The sequence below is a fragment of the Xanthomonas sp. NCPPB 3442 genome, assembly GCF_056725145.1.
In genome coordinates this window covers 3,219,592-3,236,687 of sequence record NZ_CM161514.1, presented here as the reverse complement: position 1 = coordinate 3,236,687, position 17,096 = coordinate 3,219,592, and the positions used below count along the sequence as shown (strand labels likewise).

At 64.0% G+C, this 17,096-nt stretch carries 14 protein-coding genes and 1 tRNA gene; 12 read left to right on the top strand and 3 right to left on the bottom strand.

Features of this window, described 5'->3' with window-relative positions; genetic code table 11:
- Position 1 precedes the first annotated feature (1 nt).
- From AC1POX_RS13990 to pnp, 10 genes are all read left to right on the top strand, one after another.
- Positions 2-1,504 (top strand): NADH-quinone oxidoreductase subunit M, encoded by a 1,503-nt coding sequence (locus AC1POX_RS13990; RefSeq protein WP_031423322.1) that lies wholly within the window; start codon positions 2-4, stop codon positions 1,502-1,504.
- Between the two features lie 36 nt (positions 1,505-1,540).
- Entirely contained in the window at positions 1,541-3,001 is a 1,461-nt protein-coding gene (gene nuoN, locus AC1POX_RS13985) for an NADH-quinone oxidoreductase subunit NuoN (RefSeq protein WP_031423320.1), read from the top strand.
- Positions 3,002-3,201: 200 nt separating this feature from the next.
- Positions 3,202-3,278, top strand: a tRNA-Met gene (locus AC1POX_RS13980).
- 197 nt (positions 3,279-3,475) lie between these two features.
- Positions 3,476-4,066 carry a ribosome maturation factor RimP gene (rimP, locus tag AC1POX_RS13975; RefSeq protein WP_008570977.1) on the top strand — a complete coding sequence of 197 codons (591 nt, stop codon included), beginning with the start codon at positions 3,476-3,478 and terminating at the stop codon, positions 4,064-4,066.
- Positions 4,067-4,070: 4 nt separating this feature from the next.
- Entirely contained in the window at positions 4,071-5,582 is a 1,512-nt protein-coding gene (gene nusA, locus AC1POX_RS13970) for a transcription termination factor NusA (RefSeq protein WP_005914268.1), read from the top strand.
- A 95-nt stretch (positions 5,583-5,677) separates the two neighbouring features.
- Positions 5,678-8,386, top strand: a complete 2,709-nt coding sequence (gene infB / locus AC1POX_RS13965) for a translation initiation factor IF-2 (RefSeq protein ID WP_008570978.1) — start codon at positions 5,678-5,680, stop codon at positions 8,384-8,386.
- Positions 8,387-8,530: 144 nt separating this feature from the next.
- Positions 8,531-8,923 (top strand): 30S ribosome-binding factor RbfA, encoded by a 393-nt coding sequence (rbfA, locus tag AC1POX_RS13960; RefSeq protein ID WP_005914265.1) that lies wholly within the window; start codon positions 8,531-8,533, stop codon positions 8,921-8,923.
- A 79-nt stretch (positions 8,924-9,002) separates the two neighbouring features.
- Positions 9,003-9,929, top strand: coding sequence for a tRNA pseudouridine(55) synthase TruB (truB, locus tag AC1POX_RS13955; protein ID WP_218560173.1), 927 nt, complete (start codon positions 9,003-9,005; stop codon positions 9,927-9,929).
- Positions 9,930-10,085: 156 nt separating this feature from the next.
- Entirely contained in the window at positions 10,086-10,346 is a 261-nt protein-coding gene (rpsO, locus tag AC1POX_RS13950) for a 30S ribosomal protein S15 (protein ID WP_003485583.1), read from the top strand.
- A 168-nt stretch (positions 10,347-10,514) separates the two neighbouring features.
- The gene (pnp, locus tag AC1POX_RS13945; RefSeq protein ID WP_005914260.1) at positions 10,515-12,629 is read left to right on the top strand and encodes a polyribonucleotide nucleotidyltransferase; all 2,115 of its coding nucleotides are present in this window, start codon (positions 10,515-10,517) and stop codon (positions 12,627-12,629) included.
- 413 nt (positions 12,630-13,042) lie between these two features.
- Here the strand turns inward: pnp and AC1POX_RS13940 are convergent, their stop codons facing one another.
- The 3 genes from AC1POX_RS13940 to AC1POX_RS13930 form a co-directional block, all read right to left on the bottom strand.
- Positions 13,043-14,095, bottom strand: coding sequence for a DUF2272 domain-containing protein (locus AC1POX_RS13940; RefSeq protein WP_071118443.1), 1,053 nt, complete (start codon positions 14,093-14,095; stop codon positions 13,043-13,045).
- A 63-nt stretch (positions 14,096-14,158) separates the two neighbouring features.
- Positions 14,159-15,046: a carboxylating nicotinate-nucleotide diphosphorylase gene (gene nadC, locus AC1POX_RS13935; RefSeq protein ID WP_372356294.1), complete on the bottom strand. Its 888-nt coding sequence runs from the start codon at positions 15,044-15,046 to the stop codon at positions 14,159-14,161.
- The gene (locus tag AC1POX_RS13930) at positions 15,043-15,312 is read right to left on the bottom strand and encodes a Trm112 family protein (RefSeq protein WP_008570984.1); all 270 of its coding nucleotides are present in this window, start codon (positions 15,310-15,312) and stop codon (positions 15,043-15,045) included. Before AC1POX_RS13930 ends, nadC begins: the two co-directional genes overlap by 4 nt.
- A 58-nt stretch (positions 15,313-15,370) precedes the next feature.
- Here AC1POX_RS13930 and purE point away from each other — a divergent pair, with 58 nt between their 5' ends.
- On the top strand, positions 15,371-15,874 hold the full coding sequence (gene purE, locus AC1POX_RS13925) for a 5-(carboxyamino)imidazole ribonucleotide mutase (protein WP_029819740.1): 504 nt from the start codon (positions 15,371-15,373) through the stop codon (positions 15,872-15,874).
- Entirely contained in the window at positions 15,871-17,016 is a 1,146-nt protein-coding gene (locus tag AC1POX_RS13920) for a 5-(carboxyamino)imidazole ribonucleotide synthase (RefSeq protein WP_008570986.1), read from the top strand. The genes purE and AC1POX_RS13920 overlap by 4 nt, the downstream gene beginning before the upstream one ends.
- The last annotated feature ends 80 nt before the right edge of the window (positions 17,017-17,096 follow it).

Sequence of the window (17,096 nt, the reverse complement as noted above, 5' to 3'; positions counted from 1 at the left end):
CGTGTCGAACTGGCCTTTACTGTCTATCTTGATCTGGCTGCCGATTATCGGCGGCGCCCTGATCCTTGCGTTGCGCAACGCCGAGACTGCCCGCTGGGCGTCCCTGGCGGTAGCGGTGGCGACCTTTGCGCTGAGTCTGCCGCTGCTGGGCTACGACACTGCCAATGACGCCATGCAGTTCATCGAACTGCATGCCTGGATCCCGGCCTACAACATCGGCTACAACCTGGGCGTGGATGGCATCGCGGTCGCGTTGATCGTGCTGACCACGCTGGTGACGGTGCTGGCCCTGATCGGAGCCTGGCGCTCGATCGACAAGCGCGTCAATCAGTACGTCGCTGCCTTCCTGATTCTGGAAGGCGTCACGGTCGGCATCTTCGCCGCCACCGACGCGATGTTGTTCTACGTGTTCTTCGAAGCCATGCTGATCCCGATGTTCCTGATCATCGGCGTCTGGGGCGGCCCACGGCGCATCTACGCGGCGATGAAGTTCTTCCTCTATACCTTCCTCGGCTCGGTGCTGATGTTGGTGGGCCTGGTGTATCTGTATCTGAAGGGCGGCAGCTTCCAGCTCGCCGACCTGTATGCGCTGCAGCTGACCGCCAAGGAACAGACCTGGATCTTCTTCGCATTCCTGATCGCCTTTGCGGTCAAGGTGCCGATGTTCCCGGTGCACACCTGGTTGCCGGACGCGCACGTCGAGGCGCCGACCGCCGGTTCGGTGATCCTGGCGGCGATTGCGTTGAAGATCGGCGGCTACGGCTTCCTGCGCTTCAACCTGCCGATCGTGCCCGACGCCAGTCATGAGTTCGCCTGGCTGGTCATCACGCTGTCGCTGATTGCGGTGATCTATGTCGGCCTGGTGGCCTTGGTGCAGGACGACATGAAGAAGCTGGTGGCGTATTCGTCCATCGCGCACATGGGTTTCGTCACGCTCGGTACCTTTATCGCCTTCACCCTGGTACGCGAGTACGGCAGCACCGATGCTGCGCGTCTGGGCCTGCAGGGCGCGATGGTGCAGATGATCTCGCACGGTTTCGTGTCCGGCGCGATGTTCTCGTGCATCGGCGTGCTCTACGACCGCATGCATACCCGTCGCATCGCCGATTACGGCGGCGTGGTCAACGTGATGCCCTGGTTCGCGACCTTCGCCATGTTGTTCTTCATGGCCAATGCCGGCCTGCCGGGAACCAGTGGTTTCGTCGGCGAGTTCATGGTCATCCTGGCCAGCTTCCAGAAGCATCCGTTGGTTGCCTTCGGCGCCGCCACCACGCTGGTGATCACCGCTGCGTACACGCTGTGGCTGTACAAGCGCGTGTTCTTCGGCGAAGTGGCCAACGCACACGTGGCCGAGCTGAAAGACATCAATGGCCGCGAAGCATTCGTGCTGGGGGTGTTCGCTGCTGGCGTGCTGGCCCTGGGCCTGTACCCGAAGCCGCTGACCGATCTGATGGAACCGTCGATCGCCAAGCTGGCGACCCAGATTGCCGCGACCAAGCTCTGACCGCTTGCCGTACGTTTTGATTTCCAGGATTTAATGATGACCACGCCAACGCTCGCGCCGTTGACCACCGCTGACCTGGCTCCGCTCGTACCGGAGCTGGTGCTGATCGGCGGCGCCTTCGCTCTGCTGATGCTCGACCTGTTCGTGAGCCAGCGGAACAAGGTCTGGACCCACCTGTTCTCCGTTGCCGTGCTTGCCGTGGTGCTCGTGTTGCTTGCAACCGGCACGGGCGGGCAGGGCGATATCTTCAATGGCATGTTCGTCCGCGACACGGCAGCCGATGTCATGAAGACCGTGATCGTGCTGGTCAGCGGGTTGAGCCTGGTGTATGGCTGGACCTACCTGCGCGAGCGTAATCTCTACCAGGGCGAAATCCCGGTGCTTGTGTTGTTCGCCACTGCCGGCATGATGCTGCTGGCGTCGGCCGGTAGCCTGTTGATGGTCTATCTGGGCCTGGAGCTGCTGGCGCTGTGCTCTTACGCACTGGTCGCCTCCAACCGCGACAATGGCCTGGCCACCGAAGCGGCGATGAAGTATTTCGTGCTCGGGTCGCTGGCGTCGGGTCTGCTGCTATACGGCATGTCGCTGGTCTACGGCGCCACCGGTACGCTCAGCCTGGCCGGCATCCACGATGCGATCGAAGGCTCGAACGAACGCACGTTGCTGATGACCGGCACCATCTTCATGATCGCTGGCGTCGCCTTCAAGCTGGGAGCTGCACCCTTCCACATGTGGCTGCCCGACGTGTATCAGGGTGCGCCTGCGCCGATTGCATTGTTCATCAGCTCGGCGCCCAAGCTTGCGGCGTTCGGTATGGCCTATCGCCTGCTGGAAGTCGGTATGGGTCCGTTGTCGCCGCAGTGGCATCTGCTGATCGGCGGCTTGTCGGCGGTTTCGCTGGTGGTGGGTAACCTGATGGCGATTGCGCAGAGCAACCTCAAGCGCATGCTCGCATACTCGACGGTCTCGCATATCGGCTTCCTGCTGATGGGCGTGGCGGGCGGCGGGGAAGAGGGCTATGCGGCTGCGATGTTCTACGCGGTCAGCTACACCATCATGTCCACCGCTTCGTTCGGCGCCATCATCGCGCTGTCGCGCAACGGGTTCGAAGCGGAAAACATCGACGACTTCAAGGGACTCAACGCGCGCAATCCGTGGATGGCTGGTCTGGTGCTGTGCATCATGGCATCGCTTGCAGGTATCCCGCCGTTCCTCGGTTTCTGGACCAAGCTGGCGGTGCTGGGCGCGGCAGTGAAGGGCGACATGCTGTGGCTGGCGTTGGTCGGTGTGATCTGCGCAGTGATCGGTGCGTACTACTACCTGCGCGTCATCAAGGTCATGTACTTCGACGAGCCGGTAGGCGAGCCGTTGCCGGCTAATAACGATCGCGTGCTCGGCACCGTGCTCGGCGTCAATGCGCTGGCCCTGCTTGCACTTGGTCTGGCCTGGAGTCCGATCATGGTGTGGTGCCAGCGCGCATTCGCCGGCCTCGCCTAATACCGCTGCGCCAGCGTTAGGTTTTGCGGCGTCGCATCCTGCATGTGGCGTCGCACTGAAATAAAACCGCGCTTACTGTTTCGTTTTTGTTGCATTGCGGGTATTATTCGCCGCGACGTTGAACAGCCGCCACGCTGTCCAACAGATGAAAAACTAGGGCTTGCAATTGCCGCTCAAGTTCTTCATAATTCCGCTTCTGCTGCGGGGTGGAGCAGTCTGGCAGCTCGTCGGGCTCATAACCCGAAGGTCGCAGGTTCAAATCCTGCCCCCGCTACCAAGTTTCGAATTGTTGCTTTATCGCAGTAATTCAGCTTCTTGGATCGTAAGGACGCATGTTCCCGTCTTTACGCCGACCCTGAGAGGTCGGGTTTTTTTCACGCAAGGGGCCCATCGGGCCCCTTGTTTTTTCCGGAACCGGAAAGTTTGCTGCCGGTTGCCGGGGTTCTACTGGCAATCATCTGATCAGGGCAGTCTGTGAGCGAAAAAGCGACCGAAATCGCGAATCTGCTGAGTCCAACGGTTGAGTCCCTGGGCTTGGAACTGCTGGGCGTGGAATATCTTCCCGCTCCAGGCGGCGCCACATTGCGCCTATATATCGACGTGCCGCTGGCCGAACAGCCCGAGCGTGTCATCAATGTCGACGACTGCGAGCGCGTGAGCCGCGAAGTCTCCGCCCAGCTCGACGTCGAAGACCCGATCAGCGGTAACTACACGCTGGAAGTGTCATCGCCGGGTGTGGATCGTCCGCTGTTCACGCTGGAACAGTTCGCGCGCCACACCGGTGAGTCGGCAAAGATCGTCTTGAAGCTGGCGCAGGATGGTCGGCGCCGCTTCCAGGGCGAGATCCTGCGCATCGATGCCGAGGCAGAGGCGGTGGTGTTCGCTGTCGATGGCAAGGACGTGCAGATCGGCTACGACAATATCGACAAAGCGCGCATCGTGCCGGATTGGGTTGCGCTGGGTCTGGCACCGCAGAAACCGAACAAGCCCGGCCCGAAAAAACCCGGGCACGAAAAGAAGAAACCATCCAACGAGTCGGCGGCTGGCAAGCCGCGCGCGGAGTGACGAAATGAGCAAGGAACTTTTGCTGGTAGTGGATGCGGTCGCCAATGAAAAGGGCGTGCCGCGCGAAGTGATCTTCGAAGCGATCGAGGCCGCGCTGGCTTCCGCGGCGAAGAAGCGCTATCCCGACCAGGACGTGCTGGCCCGCGTCACCATCGATCACAAGGACGGTACTTACGAAACCTACCGTCGCTGGGAAGTGGTTGCCGATGACGTGGTGATGGAATCCCCTGACCGCCAGGTACGTCTGATGGATGCCATCGACGAAGCCGACGGCGTGGAAGTGGGCGATTACATCGAAGAACAGATCGAGAATCCCGACTTCGGCCGTATCGCCGCGCAGGCTGCCAAGCAGGTGATCGTGCAGCGTGTGCGCGAGGCCGAGCGTCAGCAGGTGGTGGATGCGTGGAAGGATCGTGTGGGTGAGTTGATCACCGGCGTGGTCAAGCGCGCGGAGCGCGGCAATATTTTTGTCGATCTTGGCGGCAACGCCGAAGCCTTCATTCCGAAAGACAAGGGCATTCCGCGCGACGTGCTGCGTCCCGGCGACCGCGTGCGCGGTTACCTGGCCGAGGTGCGTTCCGAGCCACGCGGCCCGCAGCTGTTCATCAGCCGTGCCGCACCTGAATTCATGATCGAACTGTTCAAGCTCGAAGTGCCTGAAGTCGGTCAGGGCCTGGTCGAGATCAAGGCTTGCGCACGCGATCCGGGCGACCGCGCCAAGATCGCCGTGATCGCGCACGACGCCCGCACCGATCCCATCGGCGCCTGCATCGGCATGCGCGGTTCGCGCGTGCAGGCGGTGTCCAACGAACTCAATGGCGAGCGCGTGGACATCGTGTTGTGGAATGAGAACCCGGCCAACTTCGTCATCAACGCAATGGCGCCTGCCGAAGTGCAGTCGATCATCGTCGACGAAGACAAGCACTCGATGGACCTGGCCGTGGCGGAAGACCGCCTGGCGCAGGCGATCGGCAAGGGCGGCCAGAACGTGCGTCTGGCCAGCCGCCTGACCGGTTGGCAGCTCAACGTGATGACCGCCGACCAGGTGGCCGCCAAGTCCGAGGCCGAGCAGGCCGCGGCACGCCAGCTGTTCATGGACCGCCTGGAAGTGGACGAGGAAATCTCCGCGATCCTGGTCTCCGAAGGTTTCAATACGGTCGAAGAAATCGCCTACGTGCCGGTCGGCGAGTTGCTGGCGGTAGAGGGCTTCGACGAAGACATCGTTGAAGAACTGCGCGCCCGTGCCCGCGATGCGTTGCTCAACGCCGCGCTGGCCGAGGAAGAAGGCCTGGAAGGAACTCAGCCCACCGAGGACCTGCTGGCGCTGGAGGGGATGGACGAGGAGACGGCTTTTGCGCTGGCCGAGCACGGCGTGCGTACCAGCGAGGACTTGTCCGACCTGGCCGCCGACGAGATCGTCGACTTCGGCATCGAGGGCATGACCCAGGAGCGCGCTGCGGCGCTGATCCTGGCAGCCCGCGCCGAGGAGATCGCCCGTTTGGAGCGCGGCGAATGAGCCGGCAATGAACCGCGCCCTGACCCCATCAGGGCTTAGAATCAGCGTATCCCTTGCTCTGGGCGAGGGGGCGCCAACCAGATCATAGGATCCGAATGTCGCAGCAAACCACCATCCGCAAGCTTGCCGAACTGGTCAATACGCCGGTCGATAAACTGCTGGTTCAACTGGCCGAGGCCGGAATGAAGTTCAGCGGTCCCGACCAGGTCGTGACCAGCACCGAGAAGATGAAACTGCTTGGCTTCCTGCGTCGCACGCATGGCAAGGCGGAAACGTCTGCCGAAGCGGCGAGCGAAGCAGCCAAGAAGATCACGCTCAACCGGCGCAAGCTGCAGGAAGTCACTGTCAACGCCGGCCGCACCAAGACCACGGTCAACGTGGAAGTGCGGCAGAAGCGCACTTACGTGAAGTCCGAGAACGAAGGCAGCGGCCGCGCCGCACCGATGACGCCGGACGAAGAACGCGCCGATATCTTGCGTAAGCTCGAGGAGTCGCGTCAGCGCAACCTTGAGGAGCAGCAGCGCCTGGCCGAAAGCGACCGCGTGCGCGACGAGGCAATTCAGCGCAAGCGCGAGGAAGAGCAGGCCGCCAAGGACCGTGCAGAAGCCGAGCGCAAGGCTGCCGAGGAAGCCGCTGCGGCTGCCAGTGCGCCGGCTCCGGTTGCTGATGCGCCGACGCCGTCGGCGCCTGCCGCGCGGGCACCGTCTTCGCCGTCGTCCGCACCGCGTGCGGCACGTCCGGCGGGCGCATCTCCGGCCTCGCGTCCGGCAGCGCCGGCACGTGCGGACGACCGCAGCAATGCCGCCAAGCACAAGACGCGCGGTTCGCACGTCATGGTGGCCGGTGTTGAAGATGACGATGCGACCAAGCGCTTTGCCGGGCAGTTGCATCTGTCCGCGGCCGATCGCGCGCGGCGTTCCAATGTGCGCGGCAAGCCGACCGGCCGCCCGGGTTCGTCGTCCTCGCGCCGTGGTAATGACAACGGCCGTGGCGGCAGCCAGGCCAACAGCGGCCCGCACGGGTTCGAGCGTCCCACCGCACCGGTGGTGCGTGAAGTGGCGATCGGCGAGACCATCACCGTGGCAGACCTGGCGCAGAAGCTCGCGCTCAAGGGCGGCGACGTGGTCAAGGCGTTGTTCAAGATGGGCGTCATGGCGACCATCACCCAGAGCATCGATCACGACACCGCCGCACTGGTGACCGAAGAGCTTGGTCATAAAGCCGTGCGTGCCGACAATGCCGACTTCGAGGACGCGCTGCTGGCGCATGCCGAAGATGCGCAGGGCGAGGCCACGTCGCGTCCGCCGGTGGTCACCATCATGGGTCACGTCGATCACGGCAAGACCTCGCTGCTGGACTACATCCGCCGTACCAAGATCGCCTCCGGCGAAGCCGGCGGCATTACCCAGCACATCGGTGCGTACCACGTCGAAACCGGTCGTGGCGTCATCAGCTTCCTGGATACGCCCGGCCATGCCGCGTTTACCTCGATGCGTGCCCGTGGCGCCAAGATCACCGACATCGTGGTGCTGGTCGTTGCCGCCGACGATGGCGTGATGCCGCAGACCAAGGAAGCGGTTGCGCATGCCAAGGCGGCAGGCGTACCGCTGATCGTGGCGGTCAATAAGATCGACAAGACCGGCGCTGATCCGCTGCGGGTCAAGAACGAGCTGCTGGCCGAAAACGTGGTGGCCGAAGAGTTCGGTGGCGATACCCAGTTCATCGAAGTGTCGGCCAAGGTCGGTACCGGCGTGGATACGCTGCTGGACGCGATTTCGCTGCAGGCCGAAGTGCTGGAGCTCAAGGCCGTGGCCGAGGGCCGCGCCAGCGGTACCGTCATCGAATCCTCGCTGGACAAGGGCCGCGGCCCGGTGGCGACGGTACTGGTGCAGCAGGGTGCGCTGAAGCGTGGCGACTATCTGGTGTGCGGCATCCAGTACGGCCGCGTGCGTGCGTTGTTCGACGAAACCGGCCATCAGCCGGCCTCGGCGGGCCCGTCGATTCCGGTGCAGGTGCTGGGTTTGTCCGGCGTGCCGGAAGCCGGCGACGACTTCGTGGTCGTCGACGACGAGCGCCTGGCCAAGGACGTGGCGCAGCAGCGCGAAACCAAGCGCCGCGAATCGCGTCTGGTGGCCTCGGCGACCAACCGCATGGAAGACATCCTGGCCCAGATGGGCAAGGGCGAAGGTCAGCAGGTACTGAACCTGGTGATCAAGGCCGACGTGCAGGGTTCGGTGGAAGCACTCAAGCAGTCGCTGGTGGCGTTGTCCAACGAGGACATCCGCATCAACGTGATCCACTCCGGCGTGGGCGGCATCACCGAATCCGACGCGAATTCGGCCGCTGCTTCCAAGGCGACGATCATCGGCTTCAACGTGCGCGCGGATGCCTCGGCGCGCAAGATCGTCGAGTCCAACGGCATTGATCTGCGTTACTTCTCGATCATCTATGACGTGATCGATCAGGTGAAGCAGGTGGCCTCCGGTCTGCTTGGCGTGGAAATCCGCGAAGAGATCATCGGTATCGCACAGGTCCGCGATGTGTTCCGTAGCTCGAAGTTCGGCGCGGTTGCAGGCTGCATGGTCATCGAAGGCGTGGTCAAGCGCAGCAAGCCGATCCGCGTGCTCCGCGACAGCGTTGTGGTGTTTGAAGGGGAGCTGGAATCGCTGCGTCGCTTCAAGGAGAACGTCGACGAAGTGCGCAACGGTACCGAATGCGGTATCGGCGTGAAGGCTTACAACGACGTCAAGGCCGGCGACCAGATCGAGTGCTTCGAGCGTATCGAAGTGGCCCGTACGCTGTAACGGCTGCCGGGGCCTACCGGCCCCGGACTCCGTTCGGCGGAGTTGTCCAATGCAGGTTCTGCAAGGCGAGGGCGGCATGGCCGCCCGCGTTTGTTTTTTGGCTTCGGTGCCAACTGGCCCTCCGAATCAACCAGGTCCACGACCATGCCAACCAAATCATTCCATCGTACCGACCGCGTGTCCGCGCAGGTGCGTCGCGACCTCGGCACGATCGTGCACGCGGCCGTGCGCGACCATGGCCTGCCGTCGGTCAGCGTGTCCGACGTCGAAATCAGTCGCGACCTGGCACATGCCAAGGTCTTTGTCACCGCGCTGCAGCAGGAGCGTTCGGCCGAAGCGGTCAAGGGGCTCAAGGAAATCGCCGGCCAGCTGCGTACCCAGTTGGCGCGCGCGATGAAGCTGCGCCACGTGCCCGAGCTGCACTTCCATTACGACGATTCGGTCGATCGCGGCGAACGCATCGACAATCTGCTGCGTGACCTGGACGACGTTGGCCCCGAGGCCACGTCCAGCGATGAAGATGCCGAACAGCGCTGAGCGCTGTCACGGCCTGCCGCATCTGCCGCGGCCCTGATTCCCGCAGGCGCGCACTGCGCCTGATTCGAGCACCGATCTTTTGAAACCCCGCATCGTCTATCGCCCGTTGCACGGCATCCTGCTGCTGGACAAGCCGGCCGGGCTGAGCTCCAACAATGCACTGCAGGCCGCACGCCGGTTATTGCGCGCAGAGAAGGGCGGCCATACCGGCAGCCTGGATCCGCTGGCTACCGGCCTGTTGCCGCTCTGTTTTGGCGAAGCCACCAAGATCGCCGGACTGCTGCTTGGTTCAGCCAAGGCATACGACGCCGAGATCGTGTTGGGCGTCACCACCGACACCGACGATGCCGACGGCGAGCCGCTGCGCGAGCGTGCGGTGCCGGATCTGAGCGAGGCCGATCTACAGGCGGCGCTGGCGCCTTTCATCGGCCGTATCCAGCAACAAGCGCCCATTTATTCCGCGCTCAAGCAGGGCGGCGAGCCGCTGTATGCCAAGGCGCGACGCGGCGAACGTATCGAAGCGCCGGTGCGCGAGGTGGATGTGCAGGCGATCGATGTGCTGGGCTACAGCGCCCCAGGTCTGCGGCTGCGCGTGACCTGCGGCTCGGGCACGTATATCCGCAGCCTGGCACGTGACCTGGGCGAGGTGCTGGGATGTGGAGCGCACATCGCCTCGTTGCGTCGGCTGTGGGTGGCGCCGTTTCGCGCTCCACAGATGATCACGCTGGAGGCATTGTCGGCGACGCTGGAGGCGGGCACCGAAGCACGGACGCTATTGCTGCCGATCGAGGCCGGCCTGGCCGATTTTGCGCGAATCGTGCTCGATCAGACCCATGCGGCGCGTTTTCGCATGGGCCAGCGCCTGCGTGATGCCGCATTTCCGCCGGGGCAAGTCGCTGTATTCGGACCTGACGGAATCCCTTCGGGGCTAGGCCTGGTCGACGCCGACGGGCGCTTGTCGCCGCAGCGATTGTTCAATGGACTGAACGAAATTCCGGCCTGTTAAGATTTTGTCAACTTGTTCCCTGGGCCGGGCGACGTTACAATTTCGCGGCCCCGATCGGGGCACCTCAGCGCCAAGCGCGCTCATCCTAAGCAAACGGCGAGTCCGACGGTGCGTCACGCACGTTCCTGTCGACCACGCATCTATCGAGAAAACATCATGTCCGTCGACACCCAGAAAGTTATTGAAGACAACAAGCGCAGCGCCCAGGACACCGGTTCGCCGGAAGTGCAGGTCGCTCTGCTGACCGCGCGCATCGAGCTGCTGACCGGTCACTTCAAGACCCACAAGAAGGATCACCACAGCCGTCGTGGTCTGCTGCAGATGGTCAATCGTCGCCGCAGCCTGCTCGACTACCTGAAAAAGAAGGACAACGAGCGTTACAAGTCCTTGATCGAGAAGCTCGGCCTGCGCCGCTAATCGAGTCCTACCGCCGCGGCGCAGCGATGCGCCGCGGTTTTGTTTTGGTCAATCGCACTACGTCTTAAGCAATACGCACTCTTGGGCCGGAGCCTCCCGGCCGCCCGTTCTCGGCATGGGTCGACGACGGTCCAACGCAGACAGCAATACCTAAGGGAAAAAACCTCCGTGGCAAAAATCACCAAAACCTTCCAGTACGGCAAGCACACCGTCACTCTTGAGACGGGCGAAATCGCTCGCCAGGCAGGCGGCGCCGTGATCGTCAAGTTCGACGACACCGTACTGCTGGTCACCGCCGTCGCCGCCAAGAGCGCGCGCGAAGGGCAGGACTTCTTTCCTCTGACGGTCGATTATCAGGAGAAGTTCTACGCTGGCGGCCGTATCCCGGGCGGCTTCTTCAAGCGCGAAGGACGCGCGACCGAGAAGGAAACGTTGATCTCGCGCCTGATCGATCGTCCGATCCGTCCGCTGTTCCCGGAGGACTACAAGAACGAAGTGCAGATCATCGCCACCGTGATGTCGATGAACCCGGACATCGACGGCGACATCGCCGCGCTGATCGGCGCCTCGGCTGCCCTGTCGCTGGCCGGCACCCCCTTCAAGGGCCCGATCGGCGCTGCCAAGGTCGGCTACAAGAACGGTGAATACATCCTCAACCCGACCGTGACCGAGCTGAAGGATTCGCAGCTGGAGCTGGTCGTGGCCGGTACCGCCAACGCGGTGCTGATGGTCGAGTCCGAAGCCGAGCTGCTGTCCGAAGAAGTGATGCTGGGCGCAGTGACGTTCGGTCATCGCGAGATGCAGAAGGTCATCAACGTCATCAACGAGCTGACCGTCGAAGCCGGCACCAAGCCGTCCGACTGGGTGGCCCCGGCAAAGAACGAGAGCATGATCGCCGCACTGAAGGAAGCGGTGGGCGACCAGCTCGCTTCGGCATTCCAGGTGCGCGACAAGCTGCAGCGCCGCGATGCGATTTCGGCGATCAAGAAGGACGTGCTGGGCGCACTGGCGCCGCGCGCCACCATCGAAGGCTGGGCTGCCGGCGATCTGGCCAAGGAATTCGGCGAGCTGGAATACCAGACCATGCGTGGTTCGGTGTTGAGCAGTAAGGTGCGTATCGACGGCCGTGCACTGGACACCGTGCGTCCGATCAGCGCCAAGGCCGGCGTGTTGCCGCGTACCCATGGCTCGGCGCTGTTTACCCGCGGCGAGACGCAGGCGATCGTGATCACCACCCTGGGCACCGCGCGCGACGGTCAGGTCATCGACGCAGTGTCGGGCGAGTACAAGGAAAACTTCCTGTTCCATTACAACTTCCCTCCGTACTCGGTGGGCGAGTGCGGTCGTTTCGGTGCGCCGAAGCGTCGCGAAATCGGCCACGGCCGCCTGGCCAAGCGCGGCGTGCTGGCTGTGATGCCGACCCTGGAAGAATTCCCGTACACCATTCGCGTGGTCTCGGAAATCACCGAGTCCAACGGTTCGTCCTCGATGGCATCGGTCTGCGGCAGCTCGCTGGCGCTGATGGATGCCGGCGTGCCGATCAAGGCGCCGGTCGCGGGTATCGCAATGGGTCTGGTCAAGGAAGGCAACGACTTCGTCGTGCTCTCCGACATCCTGGGTGACGAAGATCACCTCGGGGACATGGACTTCAAGGTGGCCGGTACTGCCGAAGGCGTGTCCGCGCTGCAGATGGACATCAAGATCGAAGGCATCACCGAAGAGATCATGAAGCAGGCCTTGCAGCAGGCCAAGGCTGGCCGCCTGCACATCCTGGGCGAGATGGCGCATGCGCTGACCACCCCGCGTCAGGAATTGAGCGACTACGCGCCGCGCCTGCTGACCATCAAGATCCACCCGGACAAGATCCGCGAAGTGATCGGCAAGGGTGGCTCGACCATCCAGGCCATCACCAAGGAAACCGGTACGCAGATCGACATCCAGGACGATGGCACGATCATCATCGCCTCGGTCAATGCCATTGCCGCGCAGGCTGCGAAGTCGCGCATCGAGCAGATCACCTCGGACGTGGAGCCGGGCCGCATCTACGAAGGCAAGGTCGCCAAGATCATGGACTTCGGTGCGTTCGTCACCATCCTGCCGGGCAAGGACGGCCTGGTGCACGTGTCGCAGATTTCCAGCGAGCGCGTGGAGAAGGTCGGCGACAAGTTGAAGGAAGGCGATCTGGTCCGCGTCAAGGTGCTGGAAGTGGACAAGCAGGGCCGCATCCGTCTGTCGATCAAGGCAGTGGAAGAAGGCGAAGGCGTGCAGGCGTCGGCCGAGTAATCGCGGCGTGCTGATGCAGCATGCGTGATGCATGACGAAAGAGCGGGCTTCGGCCCGCTTTTTTGTTGTGCACTTGACCCCTTCTCGCTCTGGGAGAAGGTGCCCAAAAGGGGGCGGATGAGGTACGTGCAAGGCCTCGTGATATTCGGAACGTAAGTGGCTTGCCCGTACCCTCACCCCAACCCCTCTCCTGCAGGAGAGGGGCTTGGATTCCTTCTCATCTCGGGAGAAGGTGGCGCTCAGCATTGGACGGGTGCGTGCAACGCCGAATGGGGTGAGGGCGAGCAAGAGCTTCGCACCGTACCCTCACCTCAAGCCCTCTCCCGCGGGAGAGGGGCTTTGAATCCTTCTTCCATCGGGAGAAGGTGCCCCGCAGGGACCGATGAGGGTACGCCCGGCGTTACTGCTTCGATCTATCCTTGCTGCTCCGTTGGCGCTTGCTGCGTTTGCGGGCGCGGCGGCACGACGCGCGGGAAGCCCGGCGGCATCGTTTGTTCTGTGGGCGTGGTGTCGGGTGTCGGCAGCGGCGCAGTGGGTGGCGGCGCAACCATCGCCGCATCAGGACGCAGCTTCAACAGCGCAGCCCAGTCACGGCGATTGAAGTCGCACAGGTCTTCGTGCGCCGGCGTGCATTCGCTGGCGATGCCCAGGCTGTCTTCGTTCTGGTCCTGGCTGCTGTCCGATTGCGGTGTTGGCAACACCACGCGGCCGGCGCGATCCAGCGGCATCTTGCGCATCATCACCGTGTTGAATACGTTGCCGCCGATCAGATACAGCGTGCGATCGCCGCCGACGTTGGCGGCCACCACCACATCGCAATGCGACTGCCATGGCATCGGTGCGCTGCCGCCCAGCGCGGCCTTCAGGCCGGCATAGCCCAATGCGGTGCTGCGGCCGCGCAGCAGGCACAGCAGATCGCCGGGCGCCGGCTTCTCGACCGCTGGATCGGTGAACCGGTACGGTCCGGTAGTGCCGTCGTTGTAGGCGCTGCGGATGTAATCCAGATGGCGCGCGGAGCGATGAAAACCGCTCAGCCCCGACTGCGTCATCACCCAGGAGATGAAAGCGGCCGACCATGGGTTGTCGATCAGAAATGCGCGGCAGTCGCTGGCGGTGTAGCGCGTACCATCCAGTGCCGCGCAGCTCGATGCGCCGGGGCGTCCGCCCATCGACGCAAGCGTGCCACTGTCGCGCCAGTAGCCTGCAACGCGTTGCCAGGCGACCACGCCATGATCGGCGAGATAGCCCGATTCGGCTTCGGTGACGCCCAGGCTGGCCAGGCGGCCCTTGGCATCGATAAACGGGCGTTGCCACAACCGATGCTCATTGCAGGCGCTGCGCACGATGGCGATCGCGGCGGGACTCGTTCCGAACCGTGGCGGGATATCGCACACCTCCGCAGCCGCAGCGCTACTTCCGATACCTGCCAGCAAGAAGCAGATCCACGGCCAAGGTTTGACGGTCATTGCAGGTCCTGCACGGAAACAATCGCAGCAGGCTGCCAGAGCCGGCTGCGCGCACGCGTGAAATCAGCGCGCTGGCGGCGGGCCGAGTTTGAGCGACAGATCCACTGCCTGCACATGCTTGGTGAGTCCGCCAATCGAGATGCAGTCCACCCCGTCTTCGGCAATTGCGCGAATGCCAGCCAGATCCACGCTGCCGGAGACTTCCAGCGGAATGCGTCGTTCCGGCGGTAGCGCAGCAACGAAACGCACCGCTTCTCGGCGCATGGCCTGGTCGAAGTCGTCGATCAGGATGCGCGTGCAGCCAACCTGCAGTGCTTCGTGCAGTTGCTCCAGCGTTTCCACTTCCACCACCAGCGGCAGCTGCGGTTGCTGCGCGCGTGCGGCATGCACGGCCGCGCTCAGCGAACCGGCGGCGCGGATGTGGTTCTCCTTGAGCATCACCGTGTCGAACAGGCCGATGCGGTGATTGTCACCACCGCCGCAGCGCACGGCGTATTTCTGCGCGGCGCGCAGGCCCGGCAGCGTCTTGCGCGTGTCCAGGATGCGCGCGCGCGTCCCGGCCACCGCAGCCACATACGCCGCGGTGGTGGTCGCCGTGGCAGACAGTGTCTGCATGAAATTGAGCGAGGTGCGTTCGGCGCTGACCAGGCTACGGCTGCGCCCCTGCAACAGCGCGAGCACCGTGCCGGCGCCGACGTGCTGGCCTTCGTGCACGTGCCAGTCGATGCGTACCTGCGGGTCGAGCGCGCGGTGGGTGGCATCGAACCAGGGGCGGCCGGCGATGACCGCGTCCTGCTTGCACAGCAGGTAGGCGCTGTCGGCTTGGTCGGGTAGCAGTGCGGCGGTGACGTCGCCGCTGCCGATGTCTTCGGCCAAAGCACGCGCTACGTCGGCGTCGATCGATTCGGCGGGCGGCGCGGCCGGCAGGTTGGTGTGCTGAGACAGGCTCACTTCTCGGGGAAGTCGGCGATTTGTGCGGTGGCGATGGCTTCTTCGGCCAGCAGCACCGGAATGCCGTCGTCGACGCGGAAGATCTGCTTGCGGTCGCGGGTGATCAGCGCTTCACGCAGCGGCTGGGTTTGTGCGGCGCCGTCGGCGCGCTGCAGGGTTCCGCCTGCGATGGCGGCATTGAGTGCTTCCAGGCCTTTGCCGTCGAGCAGCGAAAGCGGCTGGCGGGTGTCGGGCGAGCACAGCAGGTCGAGCAATTTGCGATCCATCGAAGTCTTGTCTTGCGTGGAGATTGGCTAGAATACGTCTTTACCGCAGGGCAGGGCCATGACCTCCAACCACTCCGCGCCGCTGGTCGGCATCGTGATGGGTTCCCGTTCGGATTGGGAGACCATGCAACATGCAGCTCAGAAGCTCGACGCGCTGGGCGTGCCGTACGAAGTCAAGGTGGTCTCGGCGCACCGCACCCCGGACGTCTTGTTCACCTACGCCGAGCAGGCGAGCGCACGCGGACTGCGCGCGATCATTGCCGGCGCCGGCGGCGCGGCGCACCTGCCGGGCATGCTGGCCGCCAAGACCGCAGTGCCGGTGCTTGGCGTGCCGGTGCAGTCCAAGGCGCTGAACGGCATGGATTCGCTGCTGTCGATCGTACAGATGCCTGCAGGCATTCCGGTGGCCACCTTCGCCATCGGCAATGCGGGCGCGGCCAATGCGGCGTTGTTTGCGGCGGCCATGCTGGCGCCCGAGCAGGCGCAGGTCGGTCAGGCGCTGGCGCAGTTCCGCGCCAAGCAGACCGACGATGTCATGGCCAGCGACGACCCGCGCCAATGAGCACGGTTGGCATTCTCGGTGGCGGTCAGCTGGCGCGCATGCTGGTACTGGCCGGTGCGCCGCTCGGCATACGCTTTGCGGTCTTCGATCCGGCAGTCGATGCCTGCGCAGGCCAGGTGGCACCGCTGCAGGTTGGCGCGTTCGATGACGTGGCGACCCTTGCCGCATTCGCCGGGCAGGTGGACGTGATCACCTTCGATTTCGAAAACGTGCCGGCCGCCAGCGCGCAGCAACTTGCCGCGCAGGTGCCGGTGTTTCCGAGTCCGGCGGCGCTTGCGGTTGCGCAGGACCGGCTCAGCGAAAAAACCTTGTTCCGCGAACTCGGCATTCCGGTGCCCGAGTTTGCCGCGATCGACGACCGCGTCGGCCTGGACGCAGCGCTCGCGCGGATCGGTACGCCCTGCGTGCTGAAGACGCGCCGCTTCGGCTACGACGGCAAGGGCCAGTTCCGGATCAAGACGCTCGCCGATGCCGATGCAGCGTGGGACGCGCTTGGCGCCCAGGCGGCGCACGTCGGGTTGATCGTGGAAGCGTTCGTGCCGTTCCAGCGCGAGGTCAGCGTGGTTGCAGTACGCGGCCGCGATGGCGAATTCCGCGCCTGGCCGTTGACCGAAAACTGGCATGTGGACGGTGTGCTGTCGGCCAGCCTGGCACCGGCGAGCGTGGAGGCGGCCCTTCAAGCCTCGGCCGAATCGCACGCGCGTGCCGTGGCGGAAAAGCTCGACTATGTCGGTGTATTTGCGCTGGAACTGTTCGTGCGCGACGGTGAGTTGCTGGCCAACGAAATGGCGCCGCGCGTGCATAACTCGGGGCACTGGACCATCGAAGGTGCCGAGACCTCGCAATTCGAAAATCATGTGCGGGCCGTCCTTGGCTTGCCACTGGGCAGTACTGCGATGCGCGGCCACGCCTGCATGCTCAACTGGCTGGGCGCGATGCCAGAGGCCAGGGCGTTTCTGGCGGTGCCCGGTGGGCATTGGCACGACTACGGCAAGCAAGCGCGCGATGGACGCAAGGTGGGGCACGCAACGCTGCGCGCGGAGACAGCGCAGGCGCTGGCACTGGCGGTGAGCGATGCCGGCGCGGCGTTGCAGCGCGATGCGCAAGCTCGGCCGGTGGTTGCGCGTTTGAACGAAGGGTGAGACGCGCAGCGTTTCGGTTGCGATCACGCGCGACGACACCTCCGTTTGCGCGGGCGCGTCGGTGTCGGACGCGGACCCGT